This window comes from Brevibacillus sp. NRRL NRS-603 (genome assembly GCF_003013445.1).
Taxonomy (GTDB): Bacteria; Bacillota; Bacilli; order Brevibacillales; family Brevibacillaceae; genus Brevibacillus; species Brevibacillus formosus.
Map to the genome: position 1 here is coordinate 1 of NZ_PXZN01000111.1, position 5,345 is coordinate 5,345.

Annotated in this window: 6 protein-coding genes; 4 read left to right on the forward strand and 2 right to left on the reverse strand. The window is 47.2% G+C overall.

The window, feature by feature from the left end; genetic code table 11:
- Positions 1-164: 164 nt before the first annotated feature.
- On the forward strand, positions 165-596 hold the full coding sequence (locus C7R94_RS28710) for a hypothetical protein (protein ID WP_233220697.1): 432 nt from the start codon (positions 165-167) through the stop codon (positions 594-596).
- Positions 597-709: 113 nt separating this feature from the next.
- A complete protein-coding gene (locus tag C7R94_RS28715) occupies positions 710-793 on the forward strand; it encodes a YjcZ family sporulation protein (protein WP_106785930.1) in 84 nt (27 codons plus the stop codon).
- A 381-nt stretch (positions 794-1,174) separates the two neighbouring features.
- Here C7R94_RS28715 and C7R94_RS28725 read toward each other — a convergent pair whose 3' ends face one another.
- Both C7R94_RS28725 and glnA read right to left on the reverse strand, forming a co-directional pair.
- On the reverse strand, positions 1,175-1,882 hold the full coding sequence (locus C7R94_RS28725; protein WP_106785932.1) for a L,D-transpeptidase family protein: 708 nt from the start codon (positions 1,880-1,882) through the stop codon (positions 1,175-1,177).
- Positions 1,883-2,003: 121 nt separating this feature from the next.
- Positions 2,004-3,422 carry a type I glutamate--ammonia ligase gene (gene glnA, locus C7R94_RS28730; RefSeq protein ID WP_106785933.1) on the reverse strand — a complete coding sequence of 473 codons (1,419 nt, stop codon included), beginning with the start codon at positions 3,420-3,422 and terminating at the stop codon, positions 2,004-2,006.
- A gap of 228 nt (positions 3,423-3,650) precedes the next feature.
- Between glnA and panE the strand changes: the two genes are divergently transcribed.
- Both panE and C7R94_RS28740 read left to right on the forward strand, forming a co-directional pair.
- Positions 3,651-4,580: a 2-dehydropantoate 2-reductase gene (gene panE / locus C7R94_RS28735; protein ID WP_106785934.1), complete on the forward strand. Its 930-nt coding sequence runs from the start codon at positions 3,651-3,653 to the stop codon at positions 4,578-4,580.
- A 60-nt stretch (positions 4,581-4,640) separates the two neighbouring features.
- Positions 4,641-5,345: 4-hydroxy-3-methylbut-2-enyl diphosphate reductase (locus C7R94_RS28740; RefSeq protein WP_106785935.1), on the forward strand; the 705-nt coding region annotated here is incomplete at its 3' end.

The following is a 5,345-nucleotide window of genomic DNA, read 5'->3' on the forward strand; positions in this document are numbered from 1 at the left end:
ACATTACGGGGTCAGTCCCGCCTTGTACGAGGCTCTTTTTGCATGCTTTGGATGCATCATTCGTCTTTGTCGAGAATTGTCAGGTTGTTATTCTTGTTGGCAGTCATATTTTGGATTATGGTAGGGGAGGTTCAATTCAATAAGGGGGTATTATCTTGAAAAAAATGTTTTTTTTCATAGTGGCTTTCGCTATCATGTTGGCTGGATGTAGCTCCGGGCAATCAACGGATACGGCAGCACCTGCGCCAGCAACGCCAACTGGTACGGCTCCAGCAACTGAGGCAACCGCGCCAGCAACAACAACAGAAGCAGCTACCTCAGCAACACCTGCATCAGAAGCGACTGCTCCTGCGTCGACAGAGAAAGCAACGATCACGAAGAGTGAATTTGAACAGATTGAAAATGGGATGAGCTTTGAGGAAGTGAAAAAAATAGTGGGCGGGGAAGGCGAACTGCTTGCTGAGGTTGGGAAAGCGGGAGAGGAAGGACACACGATCGTCTACATGTACGAGGGAGAAGGGACGATTGGGGCAAATGCGAATTTTTCTTTCCGAGGCGGAATTCTGCAAGTAAAATCGCAAATCGGATTGCAATAGGATGAAAAAGGGCGCAGGCAAATGCTTGCGTCCTTTTTGCTATTAGGTGAGGGTACAGGCAAATCATGAGAAAAGCGCATACAGTAGGGTGTCTAAGGAAAGGGGGAGGCAGAATGGGTTTCTTTGATGGCTTTGATGACTTTGCTCTGATCCTGGTCCTTTTTGTATTGCTGGTAATCGTTGGTTGTGATTGTTAGGTAAACAAAGTAATGCAAAGGGACATACAATCCCTTTGCATTATTCATTTATGAATGGAGGTGAGAGTAAAAAGTGGCTAGAAAAATTCATGGTTTTAGCCCTGAGTTCTCTGACTGGCTCAAGTCAAATAAGGTTTCGGTCAGAAAGCTGCAAAAAAATCCTGAATCCCTTGGACAGTATTATCAAGAGTGGGCAAAAACAAGTCGTAGGACGAGAAAATTGTCTCGACCGCCAGGGGTTTCCAATCTAAACCTGGATATGGATACCATTTTAAATGGTGTACGCATAGCAAACGAGGTAATCAGAACGTTCCAAGGAACAAATGGGTTTGGAGGTATGTTTAAAAGGTTTATGTAGTGAATCACGAAGCTTATCGAGAGTTATTCCAGTAATCCCAGCTCTTGGTAAACCTTGCTTGATACGACACCGTTTGGCATTAATTTTCGAGCCCGTTGAAATTTCTTTAGAGCTGCAGTTGTCGAGGATCGAAACTTGCCATCGCAGATTCCATGATAATAACCAGCGCTTTTCAATCGAGATTGAATGAGCTGTACATCCCCGCCTACGTCGCCCTCGGCTAAATCTCTAGGATCGTGGCTCAGGTCCCCCAATACATGACCATAAATCGTTACTTTTGTTCCGAGTGGAATCATCTTGAACAGTTCGATGACGTCGTTGTTTCGCATGCGGATACAACCATGGCTCATATGCTGTCCGATGGAGTGTGGCTTGTTTGTGCCGTGGATGCCATAAATTCCCCAAGGGACGTTTAATCCTAACCATCGTGGACCGAATGAGGGCCCCCAATCTTTTCCTTTGGATGTGATTTTGTATTCTCCAACTGGTGTAGGTGTAGAAGGATTGCCAACTGCAACCGGATAAGTTTTTACTGTTTTTCCATGCTTTTTGACGATTAACTTGTGTTTTCTGGGATAAACCTCAATCGTAATAAATCCTTGGTCGCTTATGATTGGTAACGAATGCTCGGCGTAAACGATTTTTTGACCAATTTCGATAGGAAAGCTAATGGTTAGGAGAAGAATTGCAGGAAAACAAATGAGTAAGCGAGTTATCGTTCGATTCACCATTGTCCATGTTCATCCGATCATCTGTTTTTTTCGCAGTACAACTTTAATTTGTGAATAGAAACAGCATTTTATTCGGGAGCATGTGAAAGCCCTCCTCATCAGAGAAGGGCTGTTTCTTTGCTTATAGGTCGTAGTACAGCTCGTATTCTTTCGGATTCACTGTCCGCTCGACTTGCTCAATCTCACCGCGTTTCTGAGCAATCCAGCCTTCAATTACTTCTTTTGTGAAGACATTCCCTTCAAGCAAGAAATCATGGTCTTGTTCAAGGGCGACAAGTGCTTCTGCGAGAGAGGCGGGAGCGCTTTTGATCTCGTGTTTTTCCGCATCGGACAAGTCGTAGATGTTTTTGTCCATTGGCCCAAAGCCGAGTTCACGCGGGTCGAGCTTGCGCTTGATTCCATCGAGGCCGGCCATTAGCATGGCAGCGAAAGCCAAGTACGGGTTAGCAGTAGAGTCTGGTGTGCGGAACTCAATGCGGGACGCTTTTGGCGTAACGGCAGCAATCGGAATCCGAACGGCAGCAGAGCGATTTCCTTTGGAGAAGACTAGATTCACTGGTGCTTCGTAGCCGGGAACCAGACGTTTGAACGAGTTGGTGCTCGGGTTCGTCAGGGCGATCAGCGCAGGGGCGTGGTGCAAAATACCGCCAATGTAGTGCAGCGCAGTCTCACTTAGGTTTGCGTAGCCGCCTTGCTCATAGAACAATGGGGTCTCGCCGTTAAACAAGCTTTGGTGAACGTGCATGCCAGATCCGTTGTCACCAACGATTGGTTTTGGCATGAACGTAGCTGTTTTGCCGTGTTTTGCAGCTACGTTGCGCACGATGTATTTGAATAGCAATAGATTGTCTGCTGTACGAGTCAGTGTATCGAAGCGGAAGTTAATCTCACCTTGACCGGCTGTTGCCACCTCATGGTGATGGCGCTCGACATGCAAGCCACATTTTGTCATCAACGTGCACATTTCATTGCGGATATCCATTTGGGAGTCAGTTGGTTGAACCGGGAAATATCCACCTTTGTTGCGTACTTTGTAGCCGAGGTTTTGTCCTTCTTTGCCTGTGTTCCAGAAAGCTTCTTCTGAATCGATGTGGAAAAAGGAGCCGGACGGACCAGACGCATAGCGTACGTTGTCAAAGAGGAAGAATTCGGATTCTGGGCCAAAGTAAGCAGCAGTAGCGAGGCCGGATTGTTGCAGATAGGCTTCAGCTTTGAGGGCAATGCCTCGAGGATCGCGTGTGTAGACGGTGTTGTCTGGATTGACGATGTTGCAGATGATATTCATGGTTTTGGCTTCTACGAAAGGATCGATGAAGGCGGTTGCCGGATCGGGCATCGCTACCATGTCGCTTTCCTCAATGGACTTATAGCCGGTTAGACTAGAGCCGTCAAATGCGACGCCATTGCGGAATGTTCCTTCATCCACCGCGTAGGCAGGAACGGTGACATGGTGCTGGCGGCCGAGGAGGTCAACGATGCGAAAATCTACATATTCTACTTTTTCCGTGTCAATTGTGGACAAGACTGTTTTCATATCCAAGATGATTCACTCCATTCACGAATTAAAGTTAAGGATTCATTATCAACGTTCGGTTTTTTCTTGATTTCTATATTCCGAATTATATAAACAATTATCATTGTTCGTCAAGAGGTTTTCTTACGTTGAATGTCATATTTTCTAACATTATATTGTGGGGTTTAGAAAATGGTTACTTTTTAATAAAATGTAGACAACAAACCATGACTTATAAACGCGGAGGCGATACAAATGAAGGTTCTCGTACTGGGAGCGGGGGGCATTGGCGGTTATTTTGGTGGCAGGCTGGTTGAATCGGGGGTAGATGTAACATTTCTTGTACGCGAACGTAGATACAAACAGCTGCAAGAGCGAGGCTTGCGCATTCAGAGCATTCATGGGGATTTGCATCTGGAGCAGCCGCAACTGATCCAAGCGGGTGAGAAAGCAGGTCCATTTGATGTTGTGCTATTGTCCAACAAAGCTTACACGCTAGAAGATAGCGTCGATGCCATTGCTCCGTACGTAGGCGAGGACACAGTCGTCATTCCGCTGTTGAACGGAATCGCGCATATGGAGCTGCTGTGGGATCGTTTTGGCCGGGAGCGCGTGCTCGGGGGTCTTTGTTTCATTGAGACGACGCTGAATGCTGATGGGGATGTGGTGCAGACAAGTCCTATTCACGATACGGTTTTCGGTGAGTGGGAAGGCGGCAAAAGTGAGCGTGTAGAGCGAATTGAGCAGGCCTTTTCCAAGATCAACGGAACGATGCGTGCAAGTGCAAATATTCAGCGGGAAGCCTGGCACAAATACTTGTTTATTGCGACGTTCTCCGGTATTACCACACTGATGAATTCCGCGGTTGGACCAATCCGGGATTCGGCTTGGGGCGTAGAGCTGACGCGTCAGCTCGCAGACGAAATCGCTTCTGTCATGAACGCTTTGGAGGCACCGATCAAGCCGGATATCGTCGACAAACAGATGGAGACTTTCCAAAATCAGCGTCCTCAAACGAAATCGTCCATGCTGCGTGATATGGAAAAAGGTCTTCCGGTGGAGGCGGATCATCTTCAAGGCTATCTTTTGGAGCGAGCAGAACAAAAAGGCTTGTCCACACCACTTTTAAAAGTTGTCTACAATAATCTGAAGGTTTACGAACAGAAGCGTGCGGGAGACAAATAAGGTATAATACTGGGTGAAATGTCTTTCGCTCACGCATTATAAAAAGTAGGAGGGGTAAAGATGGAAGTCATCAAGATTTCCCCCCGTGGATATTGTTACGGTGTGGTAGATGCCATGGTATTGGCATTGCGAACAGCGCAAAACTTTGACTTGCCCCGCCCGATTCATATTTTGGGCATGATCGTACACAATGCTCACGTCGTCGAGGCGTTTGAAAAACAAGGGATAAAAACATTGGATGGAGAGGATCGGCTGGCTCTCTTGGATCAGGTTCATGAGGGAACGGTAATCTTCACTGCCCATGGTGTGTCTCCTGAGGTACGGAAGAAAGCACGCGATAAAGGTTTGACCGTCGTCGACGCGACTTGCCCGGATGTAACGAAGACACATGATTTGATTCGTGAAAAAGTAGCAGAAGGCTATCATGTGCTCTACATCGGGAAAAAAGGACATCCAGAGCCAGAGGGCGCTATGGGGATCGCGCCGGATCACGTACATCTGGTTCAAAAGCTGGAAGAGCTGGACGCGCTGGATCTGCCAACAGACAAGCTGATCGTTACCAATCAGACGACGATGAGCCAATGGGATGTCAAACATCTGATGGATGCCATTCTTAAGCGTTTTCCTGGCGTGGAAGTTCATAATGAAATTTGTCTCGCTACGCAGGTTCGTCAGGAAGCTGTAGCGGAGCAAGTAGGAGAAGCAGATTTGTGCATCGTCGTAGGCGATCCGCGCAGCAATAACTCCAATCGTTTGGCACAGGTC